This is a genomic window from Pandoraea norimbergensis, assembly GCF_001465545.3.
Taxonomy (GTDB): Bacteria; Pseudomonadota; Gammaproteobacteria; order Burkholderiales; family Burkholderiaceae; genus Pandoraea; species Pandoraea norimbergensis.
On the sequence record NZ_CP013480.3, the window covers coordinates 2091345 to 2112052 of the forward strand.

14 protein-coding genes are annotated in these 20708 nt (G+C 63.4%); 6 read left to right on the top strand and 8 right to left on the bottom strand.

Features of this window, described 5'->3' with window-relative positions:
* Positions 1 to 17 precede the first annotated feature (17 nt).
* A complete protein-coding gene (locus tag AT302_RS09405; RefSeq protein WP_084656120.1) occupies positions 18 to 791 on the bottom strand; it encodes a sulfite exporter TauE/SafE family protein in 774 nt (257 codons plus the stop codon).
* A 470-nt stretch (positions 792 to 1261) separates the two neighbouring features.
* Between AT302_RS09405 and gshA the strand changes: the two genes are divergently transcribed.
* Entirely contained in the window at positions 1262 to 2914 is a 1653-nt protein-coding gene (gshA, locus tag AT302_RS09410) for a glutamate--cysteine ligase (RefSeq protein WP_084656121.1), read from the top strand.
* A gap of 131 nt (positions 2915 to 3045) precedes the next feature.
* Here gshA and AT302_RS09415 read toward each other — a convergent pair whose 3' ends face one another.
* The 5 genes from AT302_RS09415 to AT302_RS09435 all read right to left on the bottom strand — a co-directional run bounded on the left by AT302_RS09415 (position 3046) and on the right by AT302_RS09435 (position 8209).
* Entirely contained in the window at positions 3046 to 3369 is a 324-nt protein-coding gene (locus tag AT302_RS09415) for an AzlD domain-containing protein (protein ID WP_058378216.1), read from the bottom strand.
* Positions 3366 to 4115 carry an AzlC family ABC transporter permease gene (locus AT302_RS09420; protein ID WP_058378217.1) on the bottom strand — a complete coding sequence of 250 codons (750 nt, stop codon included), beginning with the start codon at positions 4113 to 4115 and terminating at the stop codon, positions 3366 to 3368. The genes AT302_RS09415 and AT302_RS09420 overlap by 4 nt, the downstream gene beginning before the upstream one ends.
* Positions 4116 to 4406: 291 nt before the next feature.
* Positions 4407 to 6878 (bottom strand): penicillin-binding protein 1A, encoded by a 2472-nt coding sequence (locus AT302_RS09425; protein ID WP_237172104.1) that lies wholly within the window; start codon positions 6876 to 6878, stop codon positions 4407 to 4409.
* Positions 6879 to 7054: 176 nt separating this feature from the next.
* Positions 7055 to 7687: a LysE family translocator gene (locus tag AT302_RS09430; protein WP_058378218.1), complete on the bottom strand. Its 633-nt coding sequence runs from the start codon at positions 7685 to 7687 to the stop codon at positions 7055 to 7057.
* 219 nt (positions 7688 to 7906) lie between these two features.
* Positions 7907 to 8209 carry a hypothetical protein gene (locus AT302_RS09435; RefSeq protein ID WP_058378219.1) on the bottom strand — a complete coding sequence of 101 codons (303 nt, stop codon included), beginning with the start codon at positions 8207 to 8209 and terminating at the stop codon, positions 7907 to 7909.
* A 291-nt stretch (positions 8210 to 8500) separates the two neighbouring features.
* Between AT302_RS09435 and AT302_RS28305 the strand changes: the two genes are divergently transcribed.
* Together AT302_RS28305 and AT302_RS09445 are read left to right on the top strand one after the other, a co-directional pair.
* Positions 8501 to 10120, top strand: a complete 1620-nt coding sequence (locus AT302_RS28305) for a methyl-accepting chemotaxis protein (protein ID WP_058378220.1) — start codon at positions 8501 to 8503, stop codon at positions 10118 to 10120.
* Positions 10121 to 10223: 103 nt separating this feature from the next.
* Positions 10224 to 10619, top strand: a complete 396-nt coding sequence (locus AT302_RS09445) for a hypothetical protein (protein ID WP_157125739.1) — start codon at positions 10224 to 10226, stop codon at positions 10617 to 10619.
* Positions 10620 to 10729: 110 nt separating this feature from the next.
* Here AT302_RS09445 and AT302_RS09450 read toward each other — a convergent pair whose 3' ends face one another.
* Entirely contained in the window at positions 10730 to 12454 is a 1725-nt protein-coding gene (locus tag AT302_RS09450) for an NADPH-dependent assimilatory sulfite reductase hemoprotein subunit (protein ID WP_058378222.1), read from the bottom strand.
* Between the two features lie 53 nt (positions 12455 to 12507).
* Positions 12508 to 14340 (bottom strand): assimilatory sulfite reductase (NADPH) flavoprotein subunit, encoded by a 1833-nt coding sequence (locus AT302_RS09455; RefSeq protein WP_058378223.1) that lies wholly within the window; start codon positions 14338 to 14340, stop codon positions 12508 to 12510.
* 564 nt (positions 14341 to 14904) lie between these two features.
* Here AT302_RS09455 and AT302_RS09460 point away from each other — a divergent pair.
* From AT302_RS09460 to lpdA, 3 genes are all read left to right on the top strand, one after another.
* Positions 14905 to 17766, top strand: coding sequence for a 2-oxoglutarate dehydrogenase E1 component (locus tag AT302_RS09460; RefSeq protein ID WP_157125740.1), 2862 nt, complete (start codon positions 14905 to 14907; stop codon positions 17764 to 17766).
* An 89-nt stretch (positions 17767 to 17855) separates the two neighbouring features.
* Complete coding sequence (gene odhB, locus AT302_RS09465) at positions 17856 to 19115, top strand: 2-oxoglutarate dehydrogenase complex dihydrolipoyllysine-residue succinyltransferase (protein ID WP_058378224.1); 1260 nt, start codon at positions 17856 to 17858, stop codon at positions 19113 to 19115.
* A 93-nt stretch (positions 19116 to 19208) separates the two neighbouring features.
* Complete coding sequence (lpdA, locus tag AT302_RS09470) at positions 19209 to 20639, top strand: dihydrolipoyl dehydrogenase (protein WP_058378225.1); 1431 nt, start codon at positions 19209 to 19211, stop codon at positions 20637 to 20639.
* The last annotated feature ends 69 nt before the right edge of the window (positions 20640 to 20708 follow it).

Sequence of the window (20708 nt, forward strand, 5' to 3'; positions counted from 1 at the left end):
TTGCCTGCTTGCCTGCCTCAGCGCATGTGCTGAATCACAAGCTCGGCACCCAGCATCGCCAAACCGATGAAGAAGCAGCGGCGGAACACCGGGGCGCTCACCCGGCCACGTACCCATTGCCCGAAGAACATGCCGCCGAGCGCCGGTGCCAGAGCGAGCAGCGACACACCGATGGCATGTCCGTGAAAGATGCCGTCGCGTGCCAGTCCGGCGGCGAGCGCCACCGTCGACACGGTGAACGACAATCCCAGCGCCTGCACCAGATCGTCCTTGTCGAGATCGAGCGCTTGCAGAAAAGGCACAGCCGGAATCACGAAGACGCCGGTGGCCGCTGTCACCAGCCCCGTGATCACGCCGATCACACCGCCCAGCGCGCTGACACGCCCGTGCGTCCATGTCGGCGGAATTCGCATGCGTACCGCCGCGAGCCCCAACGCCGCGTAAGCCAGCAACGCCACGCCCAGCGCGATGCCGGGCGTATTTCCCCCGTCTGCCAGCCACCCGCCACCAGCCCACGTGCCGATGCAGATACCCACCAGCATCGGCCAAAGGCGTTTCGCCAGCGCCACGAAGCGTGGGCCGGCGAGCAACTGCCAGACGTTGGTGACCAACGAGGGCACGATGAGCAGGGCGGCGGCCTCGGCCGTCGGCATTGCCAGCCCAAGCAGGCCGACGGCGACCGTCGGCAAACCCAGCCCGATCACGCCCTTGACGAAGCCCGCGAGCAAGAAGGTGACGAGCCCCAGAGAGAGCAGGGGGATGAGGTCGTTAAGGTGTTGTGTATTCATCATGCTGCCCAGTATCGGTGCGCATGACCCCAACGCCAATGTGGCATTCGCGCAGGGGGACTCAGGCTGACACTGAGGCTCTTATTTCACGCTGACCGGCCCTGACCGGACACGCGTGAAGTCGTTGAAAAGGCCGCCGCGCTGGCGCGCGCCGGGCCGCCCGGGGCGGGCGCTAATGCCGCCGACTAACGGTCAACGCACTCGCGATCGGCAGGCGTTGACGCGTGATAATGGCGTTTTCGGCGGCGTCCGACGCGCTTTGGCGTTTTCAGTTATGCTCAGGCCAAATTCGCGCCGTGCCGCGCCTGAAGTGCCTGCCGGAGCCATGCCCCGGCGAGCGCCGCGTCAGGCCATCGGCACCCCGTAGACCACCGTACGCCACCGTGCCCTCGACAGATCATGGCTTTGCCGTGACAGGCACCGGCGGCGACAGCCATGCCGTACAGCATCGCGCCTCACCAGAGGGATGGAAGTTGGAAAACAAGAATTGCCAGAACGAACGACGCGACGCGTCGACCGCCGGTAACGTGCTCGACCGGCGCCTCGCACTCATCATGCAGCCCGCCCATCGCGCGCTGCTTGGTCAGGGCTTGTCCGGTATCGAACGCGAAACCCTGCGCGTCGAAGACAACGGCGCCCTCGCACTGACGCCGCACCCGCGCGCGTTGGGCTCGGCCCTTACCAACGAAGAAATCACCACCGACTACTCGGAATCGCTGCTCGAGTTCATCACGCCGCCTCAGCACGACGCCGCCGAAGTCATCGCCCGCCTCGACGAGATCCATCAGTTCGCCTACCGCAAGCTCGGCACCGAACTGCTCTGGAGCGACTCGATGCCGCCCGCCTTGCCGCCGGAAGAGATTATTCCGATCGCCGACTACGGCACGTCGCATATCGGCCTGCTCAAGCACGTGTACCGTCGCGGGCTGGCGTTGCGCTACGGCAAGCCGATGCAATGTATCGCCGGCATCCACTACAACTTCTCGCTCGCGGAACCCGTCTGGGAACTGCTGCGCGAACAAGAGGGTGTCACCGACGCGACGGCGTCCGCTCGCGACTATCAGTCCGCGCGCTATGTGGCGCTGATCCGCAACTTCCGCCGCTATAGCTGGCTGCTGATGTATCTGTTCGGTGCATCGCCGGTGCTGCATGCCGAGTTCCTGCGCGGGCGTGAACACGGGCTCGATTCGTTCGATGCGGGCACGCTCGGTCTGCCCTATGCGACCAGCCTGCGCATGAGCGATCTGGGCTATCAGAACAGCGCGCAATCGGAAGTCTCGCCGTGCTATGACTGCCTGCCGAGCTATATCGACGCCCTCACGCAAGCCGTCAGCCAGCCGCATCCGCCGTATGAGGCGCTGGGCACCAAGCGCGACGGCGAGTGGATTCAGCTCTCGACCAATCTGCTGCAAATCGAAAACGAGTTCTACGCCACGATTCGCCCCAAGCGCGTGACGTACAGCGGCGAACGCCCGGTGCAGGCGCTTGCGCGTCGAGGTGTGCAGTATGTGGAAGTGCGTTGTGTCGACATCGACCCGTTCCTGCCGGTCGGTATCGATGTGGATACGGCACGCTTCATCGACGCCTTCATGCTGTTCTGCGCGTTCGAAGACAGCCCGTCGTGCTCGAATGCCGAGAACATGGAGAACCGCGACAACTTCGCGCACGTGGTCAAGGAAGGCCGTAAGCCGGGCCTCGTGCTGCATCGCGCCGGTGAAGCCATCACGCTGTTCGACTGGGCCGAGCAACTGCTCGATCGTATCGACCGCACGGCCGCGGCCTTTGACGCCCAGCGTGGCGGTGCGCATTACGCCCACACGATGGCCGTGCAACGCGCCAAGGTGCAGGATGTGACACTCACGCCGTCGGCACGTGTGATGGCGGCGCTCGAGCCGCTGCGCGGCACCGAGGGCGGCGCGTTTCAGGCGTTCTCGCTGGCGCAGAGCAAGCGGCATGCGCAGACGCTGCGCGCCATGCCGCTTGATGACAAGATCGTCGAGCACTTCGAAACGCTGGCCCACAAGTCGCTGGAGACGCAAGCCGAGTTGGAGCGCACGCAAGTCGGTGACTTCGACGCTTTCGTCGCGGCGTATCGCGCTGGCACGCTCGGGACGGTGTCGGTCTGACGTTACCCGTGAGAGGGGTTTCCCCCTCGGCACTGAGTGATCGAAGTCCATCGCTCAAATGAAAAAAGCGCCTCGCAAGGGCGCTTTTTTCTTATGGCTGAGTCGGCCGAGCGATCACCGGTCGCGCGACATCAACCCAACACACCGAACTGCCAGCCGAAGAACACGGCCAACCCAAGGCCGATGGTGAGTAACTGGTGCCGCGTGGCGGCGCATACGGCAATCGCGGCAAGCGCGGCGACCAATTGCGGATTGCGCCACGTCAGCTCAAGTCCGTGGCCATGCGGCGCGAGCGTCATGGGCACGATGATGGCCGTGAGCACGGTCACGGGGACGAACGACAGCGCCTCGCGCAGCCACTCGGGGAAGCGCACCCGGTCGCCGAGCACGAAAATGCCCGCCTTCACCGCGAACGTCACCACGGCCATGCCGAGAATGGCGATGACGTAGTTCATTGCGCACCTCCCGGTCCCGTTGTGGTCTTGCGTGCCGTTGCATCGCCACGTCGGCGTGCATGCAGCGTCACCATGCCGGCCACGATACCGGCCGTTACCGCCACGAGCAGTCCCAGCTTGTACGGCAGCCCCTGACACAGATACGCGGCGGCGCCCGCCACCACCGTGGCCACGGCCCACGGCATGCGCGCCATCTGCGGCACGATGATCGCGATGAACGTTGCCACCATCGCAAAATCGAGCCCCAGCGTTTGCAGGCGTGGAAACGCTGCGCCGAAGATCAAGCCCACAAGCGTCCAGAACTGCCAGTTCACATACATCGATAAGCCGGAGCCGAGGAAGTACCAGTGCCCCATCGGATCGTCGGGATGCTTGTGAAAATGGCTGCTGGTGACGGCGAACGTTTCATCCGTCAACGTGAAGCCGAGCAGACAGCGCCAGCGCAGATTCAGGTGCCGGACGTGCGGCAGCAGGTTGGCCGCGTACAGCATGTGACGCAGGTTGACGATGAAGGTCGTTGCCCAGAGCACCGCGTAACCGACGCCCGTTGCAAACAGCCCGGCCGCGATGAACTGGCTGGAGCCGGCAAAGACGGTCAGCGACATGAGCTGGCCATGCCATGTGGCCATTGGCGTGGTGGCGACCAACGCCCCGAAGATCAGCCCGAACGGCGCGGCGCCGACGATCATCGGGAAGGTGTCGCGAATGCCAGCGGTAAAGCTGGCCGCGCGGGACGGGACGGACATGACGGTGCTGACCTCAAAAAGCGGTTGCGAATGGCTGTGAGCATATCGCGCCGCCCCCGGGCTGACTTGTACGTTCTTGCGAACGGCGGGTAAGCCCTGAGTCAGTCCTGAACAAGCGGCGAGTCAGCCGTTGGAAGCCCGGAAGGGCGGGGGGGGCGACGCATGGCCGCCGCCCGGTAGCGTGTCCGTCCCGCCGCAAATGCAAACGGCCGCCATGAAGGCGGCCGTTTCAGTCCTGCATTCCAGCTAAAAGCCTGCGGCGGCTTTTGGCCGGTCAAGCCCGGTCAACCATCAGGGATGTTTGAACATGTCGAGAATGCGGGCTTTTTCGCTCGCATCCACGCCACCCGGCGACGGTGCCTGACCGGCTGCCGGCGGCGGTGCGGCTGGCGCGTTCGAGTTGTTGCCGAAGAACGGCAGCGAGAAACCGCCGCTGTTGTCGTCGATACCGATGCTCGCCACGAAGCCGTTGCCCGGCATCTTGTCGGACTCGTAAAGCTCGCCGTTCACGACGCTCACGCCGTCGGGCATGGCCATCTGCTGCTGCGGCACGCCGTTGAGGGCGACGCCCATGTACTTCGTCCACACCGGCAACGCCAGTTGCGCGCCGAATTCGCGGCTGCCCAGCGTCTTGGGCTGGTCGAAACCGAGCCACGCCACCGCCACGAGCGAATGCTGATAACCGGCAAACCAGCCATCGAGCGCGTCGTTGGTCGTCCCGGTCTTGCCTGCCAGATCGTTGCGCTTGAGCACGTTGGTGCCCGAGCCCGTGCCGCGCTGGGCCACGCTTTGCAGCAGGCTGTTCATGATGTAGGCGTTGGGTGCCGAGATCGCACGCGCGGCATTGACGCCCGCGATCACCGGCGTGGCTTTGTTCAGCACATTGCCGCGCGCGTCGCGAATTTCGCTGATCAGATAGGGCGCCACACGGTAACCGCCGTTAGCGAACACGGCATACGCACCGGCCAATTGCAACGGCGTCGTCTGACCGGCACCGAGGGCCATCGGCAGATACGGCGGCACCTTGTCGGCATCGAAGCCGAAGCGGGTCGCAAAGTCCTGCGTGAACTGCGTGCCTGCGAATTGCAGCAGGCGGATGGCGACCAGATTCTTCGAACGTTGCAGCCCTTCGCGCACTGTCATCGGGCCGCTGAAGGCGTCGTCGTCGTGCGGGTCCCAGGCCTGTCCGCCGGTCTGGGCGGGCGGCAGGTTGAGCGGGCCGTCCATGACCATCGTCGCCGGGCTCACACCCTTCTCGACAGCGGCCGAGTACACCACCGGCTTGAACGTCGAACCCGGCTGACGCCATGCCTGCGTCGCACGGTTGAACTTGCTCTGATTGAAGTCGAACCCGCCGACCAGCGCACGAATAGCGCCGTCGTCCGGCGAGAGCGACACGAGCGAGCCCTGCACCTCGGGCAACTGGGTCACGCGCCACTTGCCGCGCGCGTCTTTCATGATGCGAATGATCGAGCCCGGACGAATGCGCACCTTCTCGGCAGCCTTCGCCGACAGCGCAGAGGACGCAAAGCCGATGCCGTCGCCGCTGATGGTCACGGCATCGCCCGAGAGCGGGATCGCGGTGATCTGCGACGTGCTGGCGGCGACCACGACGGCGGCCACCAGATCGCCGTTATCAGGGTGTTCGAGCAGGGCGTCTTCAATCGACTGCTGACGATCGGGCATCGGGGCGGGCAGTTCGACGAAGCCCTCCGGGCCGCGATACGAGTGGCGGCGCTCGTAATCGAGCACGCCCATGCGCACCGCTTCATACGCCGCCTGCTGCTTCTTCGAGTCGAGCGTCGTAATGACCGTCAGGCCGCGCGTGTACGTCTCGTCCTTGTATTGGTCGTACACCGCCTGACGCACCATTTCGGCCACGTACTCGGCATGCACGTTGTATTCGTTGCCGGCCGTGCGCGTACGAATCGGCTCGTGCAGGGCATCTTCATACTGATTGCGGGTGATGTAGCCCAGATCGAGCATGCGCTTGAGGATGTATTCCTGACGGATCTTGGCGCGCTTCGGATTGACGATCGGGTTGTACGCCGACGGTGCCTTGGGCAGCCCGGCCAGCATGGCCGCTTCCCCCAGCGAAATGTCCTTCAGATCTTTGCCGAAATAGATGCGCGCGGCGCTCGCGAAGCCGTAAGCACGCTGACCCAGATAGATCTGGTTCATGTACAGCTCAAGAATCTGGTCTTTGGAGAGCGCCGACTCGATCTTGTAGGCGAGCAGCATTTCGTAGATCTTGCGCGTGGCCGTCTTCTCGCGGGAGAGGAAGAAGTTGCGGGCCACCTGCATCGTGATGGTACTGGCGCCCTGCGCCGCGCCACGGTGGATGACGTCGGAGACGCCTGCTCGCAGAATGCCGATGAAGTCGACGCCGCCGTGGTCGTAGAACCGGTAGTCCTCGATGGCGAGCACGGCCTTTTTCATCACGTCGGGAATCTGGTCGATGGTGACCAGACTGCGGCGCTCTTCGCCAAACTCGCCGATCAGCACGTTATCCGACGTATACACGCGCAGCGGCACTTTGGGCCGGTAGTCGGTGATGACGTCGAGCGGCGGCAGGTTCGGGCGCATGACGATCAGCGCATAGCCGACGATCAGGGCGCCGATAATGGCCAGCCCGGCAAACGCGGTAATGATGACGCCGAGGGTGCCGAAGCCGCGCTGGCGGCTTGCGGCGCGCAGGGCGGGCCTGCCGCGGCGAGTGCCGGATGAGGGGGCGGGAGTGGAAGTAGCTGAAGTACTGGGCACCGGATCAGACGGCGCACGAGGCGGCAAATAATGCTTCAAGGACATACCCAACGAAAATTGCAGGATGGGAACAGGCCGGCCGGCCTAGCGCTGCGTGGATCCCCGCCGCGCGGCGAATTTGGCAAATCGGAAAATCGCAGAAGTATGCCACGCCGGGGCGGGCCACCTCGAAAAACTCAACGGCGGGCTTCTGTGGCCATGCGCAGGGCCAGCGCACCCAGCACACCGCCCATGAGCCAGCGCTGAATGCGCAGCCACGCGGGGCGTTGTGCGAAGAACGTTGCGATGGCACCTGCCGACAGCGCCACGCTGGCGTTCACCAGCACGCTGCAAACGATCTGCGTCGTACCCAGCACCAGCGACTGTGTAAGCACGCTGCCATGTTCCGGGTGCACGAACTGCGGCAGCAGCGCCAGATACAGCATGGCGATCTTCGGGTTGAGCACGCTCGTGAACAGGCCCATCAGGAACAGACGGCGATTGCTGTCACGCGGCAAGGCGCGCACTTCGAACGGCGAACGCCCGCCCGGCTTGAGTGCCTGCCACGCCAGCCAGAGCAGATAGACGGCACCGCCGAAGCGCAACACGTCGTACGCGAACGGCACCGCGAAGAGCAGGGCGGTAATGCCGAAGGCGGCGCTGATCATGTAGACCACGAAGCCGAGCGCGACACCGCCCAACGAGACCAGTCCCGCCGCAGGCCCCTGACACAGGGAGCGCGAGATCAGATACATCATGTTCGGCCCGGGGGTAAGGGCCATGCCGATGGCGACAAGCGCGAAGGCCAGCCAGGTTGCGATTGAAGGCATGTTGGGCGAGGCAGTCGAGTAGGAACTGATGGATGACCCGTCGCGGCGGCGGGGATTGCAGTCATCGCAATCCTTACAGCCGTCACCACGATCTCGGGTATACCAGCGGGTCAAAAAACGTAAGCTGCAAGATACCACGTCAATGGCGTGCACGCCGGTTCGGTGCCATTGGGGCTGTCAACCCCTGATCTGGCGGGCTTCCCCGCCATTTCACCGGGTTCAACCCAGCCGTTTTAGAAATATCGTCATTTCCTTCTCAGCCTGACGGTCACCGTGCGATTGGGCCGCCGCAATGCCACGCGTCCACGCGTCGCGGGCACCGTCAATATCAGCGGCGCCTTGTCGCGCTTTTCCCAGCAACTTCCACGCGGCGGTGTACGCCGGATCGAACGCCACGCAATGGGTGAGGTGCTCGGCCGCCACCGCGTAGTTCTGGGTGTCCAGATAGGCTTTTCCCAGCCCGAATCGCAGCAACGCGTTGTCTTTGCCTGCGGCCAATAGCTTCTCGAGACCTTCGATCATGATTCGAATAAGTTGTATTGATATATAAAATATGACATATCATCGGACCGGCTCCCCAGTCCGTCGAATGCCTCTCTCGTTTTGCTGCACAAGACGGCTGCGCGGCGGTGAGGCGTGCATCGCTCGCTTGATTTACGTCAAGACGAGCGTGTGCAAAGGCTTGGCGGGTGGGCACGTAAACCCGCAGGATGCTCAAGTCTGGCGCGCGCCGCGCCGATGTCACAAGTATGACCGGCCCGTCAGAGGCCGGACAGGGGGTGAGCCACCCATGATAGAGACGGAGACGACAGCATGTTGCGGAGCTTTTCGATTAAGGCGCGCCTGGGTTTGACCATGGCGTTGTTGGCGGCATTGTTGATTCTGATGGGCGCGCTGGGTATCGCCGGCATGACGCGCACGGGCGATGCACTGCGTGAGACGTATGCAAGTCATCTTGCGGCGACGGTGGCACTGGGCAAGGACAACGCCACACTGGCCCGCACGCGAGCCATTCTGGACCGCGTGGTGCTTCACCCCGATTCTCCCGACGTCCCCAAGGTCGTCAGTCGCGCGCAGGGCATGCTCAAGGATGCCGACGCGGCGTGGGCTGCCTATCTGGCACTGCCCCGTGGCGCCGAGGAGCAACGCATGGCCGATGAGGTTGCCGCGCGCCGTGCGACGTTCTTCGAGAAGGGCATGAACCCGATGATCGCCGCCATCAACGCGGGCGATCGCGTGGCCATGGACGACATCACCATGAACTCGCTGCCGAAGAACTATGCGGCGTTGACGACGGTGAGCGACGCGCTGGCGGCCTACAAGATGAAGCTCGGACGCGAGACCTATGAGGCCTCGATGGCCGAACTCGCCATCTTCCGCTGGGTGAGCGTGGCCGCCACGGTGCTGGGCGTGTTGCTCTCGATTGCCTGCTACTTCTCGCTGCGCGGCGCGATCATGCGGCCGCTGCACGACGCGCTGGCGCATTTCGAGGCGATCTCGGCCGGTCAACTGGACAATCAGATCGAGGTGCGCGGCAAGGACGAGATGTCGCTGCTCATGCGCGGCGTCGATGCGATGCAGTCGCGGCTGGCGGGCACGATTCGCGGTGTGCGCCGCAGTTGCGACGCCATGGCCACGGCGTCGGCAGAGATTGCGGCAGGCAACACGGATCTGTCGGCCCGCACGGAGCAGCAGGCGGCATCGCTGGAAGAAACCGCCTCGTCGATGGAAGAATTGACCGCGACCGTCAAACAGAATGCCGACAATGCACGTCAGGCGAGCCAGCTTGCCGTCAACGCATCGGACATTGCCTCGCGCGGCGGACAAGTCGTCGCACGGGTGGTCGATACGATGCACGGCATTTCCAGCAGCTCGACGCAGGTCGTGGAAATCATCAGCGTGATCGACGGCATCGCCTTCCAGACGAATATTCTGGCGCTCAATGCGGCGGTGGAAGCGGCGCGTGCGGGCGAGCAGGGGCGGGGCTTCGCGGTAGTGGCTGGCGAAGTGCGCACGCTCGCGCAACGCAGCGCCACGGCAGCGCGCGAGATCAAGGCGCTCATCGAGGCCTCGGCGCAAAAGGTGGCCGATGGGTCATCGCTGGTGGCCGAAGCGGGCCGCACGATGAACGACATCGTGCAAGCGGTGCAGCGCGTGACCGACATCATGGGCGAAATCTCGGCAGCATCCGACGAGCAGAGCGGTGGCATCGAGCAGGTGAATCAGGCCGTCACGCAAATGGATACGGTCACGCAACAGAACGCGGCGCTGGTCGAGCAGGCCGCCGCTGCGGCTGCCTCGCTCGAAGATCAGACGAGCGCCTTGCGTACTGAGATGGCCCGCTTCCGGTTAGGCGATGAAAGTCACGCTGGCGGGCAACGGCGTGCCGCGCTGCATGCCGTGGCGACACCGCCGTTGACGTTGGCGGCATGATATCGGCAGCCGTTGCCGAGGCCCGTTCTGGGCGCGTTCATGGCGGCGGCGCGCCGAACCGGGTAACATTCGGCATCTTTTGTTCAGTTGAGGGTGTCGAGGTATGAAGCGAATGGCGCTGTTGGCGGCAGTAGCGATCCTGGCAGGTTGCGGTCCGATCAACCAGATGAGCCGGCCCGATCCGGCAACGGGGCGACTGCTCGACCAGGGGACCGAAGCCGACCGCTTCATGGTGCTCAACTGCATTTATCACGGCTGGAGCGAGCTGTCGCCGAACGTCGATTCGACTGGCTATGCCCGTCAAGGCGCCGACCGCGTGCGCGTCTATCGCGGACCGGATGCCGAGGGTAAAGCGACTTACAACCCGTACGTGGACATCATGCAGGGTGGTTTCGGCGCCCGCGTGCAGTACTACGAGACGCCGGGCAGCAAGCTCTCGCCTGACTTCGAAGCCACCGTCAGGCGCTGCATGGTGCCGTACGCAGGCAGCAACGACTGACGTATGAGGTGGTGATGCGGGACTTCGGTGCCGCACTCGTACGGTAAGCCATCAACAAAAACGCGACGGGAAAACCGTCGCGTTTTTGTTTTCTGCTCCCACCGTAACGATCAGCCGTGGAAGTCCTCACGGGCTTCGACCACTTCCTTCACGATGCCTTGTCGCACGAGGAAGTCACCGAACTTCTCGCCAGCTTCGCGTGTCTTGGCATATTGCTGGAAGAGGGGGGTGAGCTCCGCCACGATCTGGTCGTCGTTGACCGACTCCTTGTAGAGCTTGTTCAGTCGCTGGCCGTGGAAGCCAGCGCCCAGATACAAGTTGTACTTGCCCGTCGACTTGCCGACCAGACCGATTTCCGCCAGATACGGACGTGCGCAACCGTTCGGGCAACCGGTCGTGCGGATGGTGATCGGCTCACCGGCAAGACCGGTGTCGTCCAGCACCTTTTCCAGACGCGTCACCAGCTCGGGCAGCGCGCGTTCGCTTTCTGCCAGCGCGAGACCGCAGGTCGGAAAGCCCACGCAAGCCATCGAGTTCAGACGCAAGGCACCTTGATGCTTGCCGTCGAGCAGACCGTACTCCTTCACCAACGCTTCGATCTGCGGCTTGTTCGCTTCACTCACGCGACCGATGATCAGGTTCTGATTGCCGGTGATGCGAATGTCGCCGTCGTGCACCTTGGCGACTTCACGCAGGCCGGTCATCAGCCGGTAGTCATCCCAGTCTTTCACGCGGCCATTCTGGATGAACAGCGTGAGGTGCCACAGATCGTCGGCGCCCTTGAGCCAGCCGTACTGATCGCCGTTGGTGGTGAACTTGAATGCGCGCACCGGCTCGAGATTCCAGCCCAGATAGCGATTGAGTTCTTCCTTGAACCACTCCACGCCACGGTCGTCGATGGTGTACTTCAGGCGTGCGTGCTTGCGGTTCGTACGGTCGCCGAAGTCGCGCTGCACGAGCAGTACCTTCTCGGCCACGTCGACGATGCGGTCCGCCGGCGTGTAACCGATGACGGTGCCCGCACGCGGATACGTCGCGGCGTCGCCGTGCGTCATGCCCATGCCGCCGCCTACCGTCACGTTGAAGCCTTCGAGCTGGCCGTCGGCGTTCACGATCGCGATGAAGCCCAGATCGTTGGCGTAGATATCGACGTCGTTGTTCGGCGGAATCGCGATGGCGATCTTGAACTTGCGCGGCAGATAGTGCTTGCCGTAGATCGGCTCGTGATCTTCTTTACCCGCACCCAGACGCTTGTCGCCCAGCCAGATTTCACGGTACGCGGTGGTTTGCGGCAGCAGGTGCTGGTCGATCTTCAGGCACCAGTCGAGCGCGGCCGCGTGGGCCGGCGACAGATGCGGGTTGTTCGACACCAGCGTGTTGCGGTTCACGTCGCCGCAAGCGGCGATGCTGGTCATGGCCACTTCGTCCATGCCGCGAATGAGCGGGCGCAACTGGTGCTTGAGCACGTTGTGATACTGCACGGTCTGACGCGTGGTCAGACGAATGGTGTTGCCGCCGTATTTCTGCGCCAGCTCGTCGAGCTTGAGCCATTGCTCAGGCGTGCACACGCCGCCCGGCATACGCAGCCGGATCATGAACTGGTAGGCCGGTTCGAGTTTCTGCTTCTGACGTTCGCCGCGCAGGTCGCGGTCGTCCTGCATGTACGAGCCGTGGAACTTGAGCAACTGGGCGTCACGCTCGAAGATCGCGCCCGTGAGCGGGTCGGCGAGGCCTTCGGCAATGGTGCCGCGCAGGTAGTTGCTGACGTCCTTGATCTTCTCGACCTCGGAGCGCGCTGCCGCGGGCGCGGCGTTGGCTTGCGTTGATTGCGTCATGTGGGCTGCTGTTATCGACTGCTGTTATCGGTTCAGGCTGAATCGTTCTTCGATCAGTACACGTCGCGCTGATAACGCTTCTCGCGTTGCAGCGTCTTCACGTACTCGGCGGCGGCGTCGGCGGCCAGACCGCCATGCTCGGCCACGATGTCCACGAGTGCGGTGTTCACGTCACGCGCCATCTGGTCGGCGTCGCCGCACACGTAGAGGTGGGCGCCTTCTTGCAGCCATGCGTACAGTTCCTTGCCTTGCTCACGCATGCGGTGCTGCACGTAGACCTTGTCTTCGGTGTCGCGCGAGAAAGCCAGATCGATCTTGTTGAGCGCGCCGTCTTTCACGTAGCGCTGCCATTCGCGCTGGTACAGGAAGTCGGTGCGGAAGTTGCGATCACCGAAGAACAGCCAGTTCTTGCCCGGGGCGTCCAGCGCCTGACGCTCTTCGACAAACGCGCGGAACGGGGCGATGCCGGTGCCCGGGCCGATCATGATGACCGGGGCGTTGGTGTCGCCCGGCAACTTGAAGTTGCGGTTCGCTTCAATATAGACCGGCACCGTTTCGCCTTCGCGGGCGATGTCGGCCAGATACGTCGATGCGACACCGCGACGCGCGCGGCCATGGCTGTCGTAGCGCACGGCACCCACGGTGATGTGCACGGCTTCCGGGTTCGCGGCGAGGCTCGATGCGATCGAGTACAGGCGCGGCTGAAGCGTGCGCAGCGTGCCGACGAATTCGGCCGCCTTCACCTTGCGGGCCGGGAACTGGCGCACGACGTCGAGCACGTCGCGACCATACAGATAGTCGCGCAGGGCGGCTTCGTTACCGACGGCGAGCAGCGCCTTGAGTTCGGTCGACTCAGCCAGCGCGGCGTACTTCTCAAGGAAGGCGCGCGAGAGCGTGGTGATGTCGTAGGCGCGCAGGAACGCGTCGCGCAGGGTAAGGGTGCTGTCTTGCGTGGTCGTGGTTGCTTGCGGGTCGAGGGCAAGCGTATCGATCAGGTCGTCGACCAGCGTGTCGTCGTTCTTCACGACCACACCCAGCGCGTCGCCCGGCTCGTATGTGAGGCCCGAGCCTTCGAGCGAGAGTTCGACGTGATGCACTTCCTTCGACGAGCCACGGCCCGAGAGCTTGATGTTCTCGAGGACGGTCGCTTCGAACGGATGCTTGCGGCTGTACTGGCTGGCTGCGGCGGCCGGCGCTACGCCGCTGGCGAGGGCGGCGAGGCTGAACCCGTCGTTGCCTGTGGCATTGCCGGCGCCTGCGGTGGCCGGTGCGGCCACACGCTTGAGGGCTTCAACGGCTTCTTCGATCCAGCGCTCGGCCGGGGCGTCGTAGTCGACGTCGCTGTCGACACGGGCCGTCAGGCGCTCGGCGCCCAGTGCGGCGAGGCGCGTATCAAAGTCTTTGCCGGCCTGGCAGAACTTCTCATAGCTCGAATCGCCCAGACCCAGCACGGCAAAGCGGGTGCCCTGAAGCTTCGGGGCCTTCTCGCCATGCAGGAATTCATAGAAATCGCGGGCATCGTCGGGCGGTTCGCCCTCGCCCTGGGTGGACACTGCGACGAGCAGCAGCTTGTCGTTCTTCAGGCGTGACGCTTTATAGTCACCCATCGCGAACAGGTCGACTTTGAAGCCGGCGGCGACGGCGCGTGCTTTGGCGTGTTCGGCGACTTCCTGCGCGTGGCCCGTCTGCGAACCATACAGAATGGTCAGCTGCGGCGCGGCGGCGCTGGCCGTCGCGGCCGGGGCTTGCGTGCCTGCCTGTTTGACCGAGTGATTGATACCGGCGAGAAAGCCGCGCACCCACGCGAGCTGTTCGGTAGAAAGGCCTTGGACCAGTTGGCTGAGCAACTGGGCCTGCTGGGCAGTGAGAGGCGTCGTCTCTTGCATGTCTTTGTTGGCTCCAGGGGCCGGACCAGCGCGGAAGCCCGGGCGGGTCTGACCCGTCAAGCCACCCCCAGATGGACCGGCAAGGGGATAGTCGACACGATATCGGTCACTGATTAGAAATTAAAATAATAAAATTTAATTCCTATATATCCAATTTCCATATAAGCATAAAGCGGAAACCGTTTGCCGATGCGATCCGGCGTTACCGCCCCATGGGTGATGACGGCGTGTTGACGGCGCATTCGAGGGGCGGTGTCGCAAAATCGGGGTCGAATAGCGGCAGGATAGCGGCAGTCGGTTGCGGGGTGTTCGCGCGTCAAACGCCCGTTTGCAGGGCCGCTGACGTGGTCCTGAGGCGTAACGGACGGTAACGCCGGTCAGCCCCGTGTGACGGCTTTCCGGCCCGGTGGGTGCGGGGAAAACGTGCTATGCTCCTCGCCGTGATTGATCAGGTCCTTCCAAGCACCACTTGATTCACGCAATCCGCTATCCGGTCAGGCCGTGTCGCGGAAGGTTTCGTAACCCGCTATTTCTCGAGCTACTCGTAGAAAAGGTGAGCGCAAAATGAGTTTGATGGAACAATTCCAAGCGAACTCGTATCTCTTCGGCGGCAATGCCCCCTACGTTGAAGAGTTGTACGAGTCGTATCTTGATAATCCGGCTTCTGTGCCGGACAACTGGCGCCAGTATTTCGACGCGCTGCAAAACGTTCCCGCTGTTGATGGTTCCAACGCCAACGACGTGGCTCACGCCCCGATCGTGGAGTCGTTCGCCCAACGCGCGAAGGCCAATGCCTTCCTGCCGCGTACCGGTGCGTCCGACATGGCCGTGGCCCGCAAGCAGGTTCACGTGCAGTCGCTCGTTGCCGCCTACCGTTTTCTGGGTGCCCGCTGGGCCAACCTGGATCCGCTCAAGCGTCAGGAACGCCCGGCCATTCCGAAACTGGAACCGGCCTTCTACGACCTGACCGAAGCCGACATGGATGGCGTGTACTCGGCTGAGAACACGTACTTCGGTTTTGAGCAAGCCAGCCTGCGTGACCTCCTGAAGTCGCTGCGCGACACGTACTGCGGCTCGATCGGCGCCGAGTACATGTACATCAGCGACCCGGTGCAGAAGCGCTGGTGGCAAGAGCGTCTGGAGAAGGCGCGTGCAACGCCCAACTTCACCGCTGAAAAGAAAAAGCACATTCTGGAACGCCTGACGGCCGCTGAAGGCCTCGAGCGCTTCCTGCATACCAAGTTCGTCGGCCAGAAGCGCTTCTCGCTCGAAGGCGGCGAATCGTTCATCGTGGCGATGGACGAACTGGTTCACCACGCCGGTGCCAAGGGCGTGCAAGAAATCGTGATCGGCATGGCCCACCGTGGCCGTCTGAACGTGCTGGTCAACACCCTCGGCAAGATGCCGTCGGACCTGTTCGCCGAATTCGAAGGCAAGCACGTCGACGATCTGCCGGCCGGTGACGTGAAGTACCACAAGGGCTTCTCGAGCGACGTCTCGACGAGCGGTGGCCCGGTCCACCTGTCGCTGGCGTTCAACCCGTCGCACCTGGAAATCGTGAACCCGGTGGTCGAAGGTTCGGCCAAGGCCCGTATGGACCGCCGTGGCGAAGCCGATGCCGCCAGCGTGCTGCCGGTGCAAGTGCACGGCGACGCGGCCTTCGCAGGCCAGGGCGTCGTGATGGAAACGCTGAACCTCGCGCAAACGCGTGGTTACGGCACGCACGGCACGGTGCACATCGTCATCAACAACCAGATCGGCTTCACCACGTCGGACCCGCGTGACGCCCGTTCGACGACGTACTGCTCGGACGTGGTCAAGATGATCGAAGCGCCGGTGCTGCACGTGAACGGCGACGATCCGGAAGCGGTCGTGCTGGCCATGCAACTGGCCCTCGAATTCCGTCAGGAATTCAAGAAGGACGCCGTGGTCGACATCGTTTGCTACCGCAAGCTGGGTCACAACGAGCAAGACACCCCGGCGGTCACGCAGCCGCTGATGTACAAGAAGATTGCCCAACACCCGGGCACGCGCGCACTGTACGTCGAGAAGCTGGTCACGCAAGGCGTGATCACTGCCGAAGAAGGCGACGGCTTCGTCAAGGCCTACCGCAAGGCCATGGACGACGGTCACCACACCATCGATCCGGTGCTCTCGAACTACAAGAGCAAGTACTCGGTGGACTGGGTGCCGTTCCTGAACAAGCAGTGGACCGACAAGGCCGACACGGCCGTGCCGCTGGCTGAACTCAAGCGTCTGGCTGAGCGTATCACCACGATCCCGGCGAACTTCAAGGTTCACCCGCTCGTCGAGAAGGTCATCAACGACCGTCGCAAGATGGGTCTGGGCGAGCAGCCGCTCGATTGGGGTATGGGCGAACACCTGGCATTCGCATCGCTGGTCTCGTCGGGCTTCGCTGTGCGCCTGACCGGTCAGGATTCGGGCCGTGGCACGTTCACGCACCGCCACTCGGTGCTGCACGATCAAAACCGCGAACGCTGGAACGACGGTACGTACGTGCCGCTGCAACACGTGGCCGAAGGCCAAGCCAACTTCACGGTGATCGACTCGGTGCTGTCCGAAGAAGCCGTGCTGGGCTTCGAATACGGTTACTCGACGGCTGAGCCGAACACGATGGTGCTGTGGGAAGGCCAGTTCGGCGACTTCGCCAACGGCGCCCAAGTCGTGATCGACCAGTTCATCTCGAGCGGCGAAGTGAAGTGGGGCCGCGTGTCGGGCCTGACGATGCTGCTGCCGCACGGCTATGAAGGCCAGGGTCCGGAGCACTCGTCGGCACGTATCGAACGCTACCTGCAACTGTGCGCCGATACGAACATGCAAGTGGTTCAACCGACCACGCCGGCACAGATTTTCCACCTGCTGCGCCGTCAGATGATCCGCCAGCTGCGCAAGCCGCTGATCGTGTTCACGCCGAAGTCGCTGCTGCGTCACAAGGAAGCCGTGAGCGACCTGTCGGAACTCGCCAAGGGCGGTTTCCAGACGGTCATCGGCGAGACCGATGCTTCGATCGACGCCAAGAAGGTCAAGCGCGTGGTCGCCTGCTCGGGCCGCCTGTACTACGACCTGATTGCCCGCCGTCGCGAAGACAAGTCGACCGACGTCGCGATCGTCCGTGTGGAACAACTCTACCCGTTCCCGCACAAGGCGTTCGAGAACGAGCTGAAGAAGTACGAAAACCTCGCCGAAGTGGTGTGGGCCCAGGACGAGCCGCAAAACCAGGGTCCGTGGTTCTACATCGAACACCATCTGGCAGAGAGCATGAGCGCCGGTCAGAAGCTGGCTTACGCCGGTCGTCCGGCCTCGGCCTCGCCTGCGGTGGGCTACTACGCCAAGCATTACGAACAGCTCAAGCAGCTGCTCGATACGGCTTTCGGTCGCCTGAAGGGCGCGACCGTGGTGCAGTAACCGGTTAGGTCTTACAGCGGTCGTCCTCCCCCAGGGACGGCCGCTGCCGTATTTCCGAATTGAACGTTTATCGAATCCAGGATCCAGAAATGGCCATTGTTGAAGTCAAAGTCCCCCAGTTTTCCGAGTCGGTTTCCGAAGGCACCCTGCTCGACTGGAAGAAAAAAGTCGGCGAAGCCATCGCCCAAGATGAAACCGTGATCGAAGTCGAGACCGACAAGGTCGTGCTCGAAGTGCCGGCCCCGGCCGCAGGTGTGCTCGTCGAAGTGACGGCCAGCGCTGGCGACACGGTGACGTCGGAACAAATCATCGCCAAGATCGACACCGAAGCCAAGGCAGGCGCTGCTGCACCGGTCGCCGCCAAGCCGGCGGAAGCCGCTGCACCGGCCGCTGCTCCCGCAGCCGCTGCTGCCACGGGTGGTGCTTCGGGTGGCATCGCCAGCCCGGCCGCTGCCAAGGTGCTGGCCGAGAAGAACCTGTCGGCAACCGACGTTGCCGGCTCGGGCCGCGACGGCCGCGTGACCAAGGGCGACGCCCTGGCCGCCGGTGCCGCCAAGCCGGCTGCTGCTGCTTCGATCCCGGCCCCGGCGCAACGCGCCTCGCTGCCGTCGGTCGCTGCTGCCGTTGGCCGCGACACGTCGCTGGAAGGCCGTCCGGAACAGCGCGTGCCGATGTCGCGTCTGCGCGCCCGTATCGCCGAGCGCCTGCTGCAATCGCAACAGACCAACGCCATTCTGACCACGTTCAACGAAGTGGACATGAAGCCGGTGATGGACCTGCGCAACAAGTACAAGGACAAGTTCGAGAAGGAACACGGCGTGAAGCTGGGTTTCATGTCGTTCTTCGTCAAGGCCGCTGTGCACGCGCTCAAGAAGTACCCGGCCGTGAACGCCTCGATCGACGGTAACGACATCGTCTACCACGGCTACTTCGACATCGGTATCGCTGTCGGTTCGCCGCGTGGTCTGGTGGTGCCGATTCTGCGCAATGCCGACCAGATGAGCCTGGCCGACATCGAGAAGAAGATCGCCGAGTACGGCAAGAAGGCTGCCGACGGCAAGCTGTCGATCGAAGAAATGACCGGCGGTACGTTCTCGATCTCGAACGGCGGTGTGTTCGGCTCGATGCTGTCGACCCCGATTATCAACCCGCCGCAGTCGGCCATTCTTGGCGTGCACGCCACGAAGGAACGCGCTGTCGTGGTGAACGGCGAGATCGTCATCCGTCCGATGAACTATCTGGCCATGAGCTACGACCACCGCATCATCGACGGCCGCGAAGCCGTGCTGAGCCTCGTCGCCATGAAGGAAGCGCTGGAAGATCCGGCGCGCCTGCTGCTCGACCTGTAAGCGTTAGCGCGCACTGCGCGGTGTCTGCCCGGCCATGCTTGCGTGGCCGGCGCACCGCGCCTCCCCCTGCCGTCAACCTCACTGAGTCTCAAAATGGCAAACAAAGAATTTGATGTCGTCGTTATCGGCGCCGGCCCCGGCGGTTATATCGCCGCGATCCGCGCTGCCCAACTCGGTTTCTCGGTCGCTTGCGTCGAGAAGTGGACCAACCCGGCCGGCAAGATGGTGCTGGGCGGTACGTGCCTGAACGTGGGCTGCATTCCGTCGAAGGCACTGCTCGCGTCGTCGGAAGAGTTCGAAAAGGTCGGTCATCACCTGGCCGATCACGGCATTACGACGTCGGACGTAAAGATCGACATCGCCAAGATGCTCACGCGCAAGCAAGGCATCGTCGACAAGATGACGGGCGGTATCGAGTATCTGTTCAAGAAGAACAAGATCACGTGGCTCAAGGGTCACGGCAAGATCATCGCCAAGAACGACGCTGGCTATCAGATCGATGTGACGGGCGCCGAGAACGAATCGGTCAACGCCAAGAACATCATCATCGCCACGGGTTCGAAGGCCCGTCACCTGCCGGGCATGCCGGTCGACAACCAGCTCATCTCGGATAACGAAGGTGCGCTCTCGTTCGACACCGTGCCGAAGAAGCTGGGCGTGATCGGCGCTGGCGTGATCGGTCTGGAACTGGGTTCGGTGTGGCGCCGTCTGGGTGCTGAAGTCACCGTGCTCGAAGCCATGCCGGAATTCCTGGCTGCCGCCGACGCCGGCGTCGCCAAGGAAGCCGCCAAGCAGTTCAAGAAGCAAGGTCTGGACATCAACGTCGGCGTGAAGGTCGGCGAAGTCAAGACCGGCAAGGACAACGTCACGGTCGAGTACACGGACAACGCGGGCAACGCCAAGACGCTCGTCGTCGACCGTCTGATCGTGTCGGTCGGCCGCGTGCCGAACACCGACGATCTGGGCCTGGGCAACATCGGTCTCGCGACCGACGAGCGCGGCTTCATCCCGGTGGACGACCACTGCGCTACCAAGCTGCCGAACGTGTACGCGATCGGTGACGTGGTGCGTGGCCCGATGCTGGCCCACAAGGCGGAAGACGAAGGCGTGCTGGTCGCCGAAGTCATCGCCGGTCAAAAGCCGCACATCGACTACAACTGCATTCCGTGGGTGATCTACACCTCGCCGGAAATCGCTTGGGTCGGCAAGACCGAGCAGCAGCTGAAGGCCGAAGGCCGTGAGTTCAAGCCGGGTCAATTCCCGTTCGCGGCCAACGGCCGTGCGCTGGGCATGGGTTCGTCGGATGGTTTCGTGAAGGTGCTGGCCGATGCCAAGACCGACGAAATCCTCGGCGTGCACGTGATCGGCCTGAACGCTTCGGACCTGATTGCCGAAGCCGTGGTGGCGATGGAGTTCAAGGCGGCGTCGGAAGACATCGGCCGTATCTGCCATCCGCACCCGTCGCTGTCCGAAGTGATGCGCGAAGCCGCCCTCGATGTCGAGAAGCGCGCGCTGAACAAGTAAGCGGGTTGCACTGAGAAGTTCGAACAAAGGCGAGGCAACTCGCCTTTGTTTTTTCCCGACTCCTGATCC